At 51.5% G+C, this 893-nt stretch carries 1 protein-coding gene; it reads right to left on the minus strand.

Annotation, left to right across the window (positions count from 1 at the left end):
• Positions 1 to 174: 174 nt before the first annotated feature.
• The gene (locus tag FYC77_RS20005; RefSeq protein WP_149083248.1) at positions 175 to 399 is read right to left on the minus strand and encodes a YgaP family membrane protein; all 225 of its coding nucleotides are present in this window, start codon (positions 397 to 399) and stop codon (positions 175 to 177) included.
• Positions 400 to 893: the final 494 nt, after the last annotated feature.

Below are 893 nucleotides of genomic sequence, written 5' to 3' on the forward strand. Positions count from 1 at the left end.
TCTATCTCGCTGTCTGCTTGGCTAGGCTGCACACCTTCTCCAAGCAGGCACTTTCTCTAAATCGATGTGATCGACTGAGTCTGGATCGCTGTTCAGTGTGCAGATACAGCATTTCGCACAGTCCAATACGTAGTAAGTAGTATAATTACCTGAGTGCCGTTTCAAAAGCGGAGGTCAGGCCGTGTCGCGCGGACACGTTGAAACGCCCAGCGCGGCGTACAGCCCACACGTGCTGGTCGCCGCTGTGCCGAGCGCGATAATCGCCAGTACACCTAACAGTGGCGACAGTATGGCGGGAGCAGAGACTGCTCCTGCAAGGATTGCAAGCGATGCTGCTCCTGCGGCCGCACCGATGAGCGTTCTCAGGAGACGGTCAGTTTTGCCAACGTTCTGTTCCACACATTCTGTTGGGCTTCAGCAGTAATAGATGTGGTGTCCTGGTACCAAACTATTTGATCCCCCAATTTAGCACAGCAATATGCTGCATGGAACCTCTGTATCTTGCACAGTATTTCTGATGAACTCCTGATAGAAGGTATACTGCACTGGCCACTGTCTCACCTGTATCTTGCAGAATTTCAACGGGTTGATGAACGGTTGTCATAGTTGGCTTGCAACATTCAGCGGTTGGATACAGCACTCCGACAGTTGTCCCCGTAGTCGGAGAATTACCACCTCGGTATATGCTGTCCAATAACTATGTATGCGTATGAGCAACGCTTCAGAACCCAAAGTCGATATGACGTGGCCTCCGCAAATCCCTTTAGATTGGTCGGTGGGGTCTTCGGTACCGTTCAAGGCATAAAGAGGCTGTGATATTCGTCTTTAGCTAAGACTCACACCTCGGTTGCGTAGCGGTAGCGAGCGTCTCTTGTAACACTGGCCGTTGCTGG

The organism is Natrialba swarupiae (assembly GCF_008245225.1).
Lineage (GTDB): Archaea > Halobacteriota > Halobacteria > Halobacteriales > Natrialbaceae > Natrarchaeobius > Natrarchaeobius swarupiae.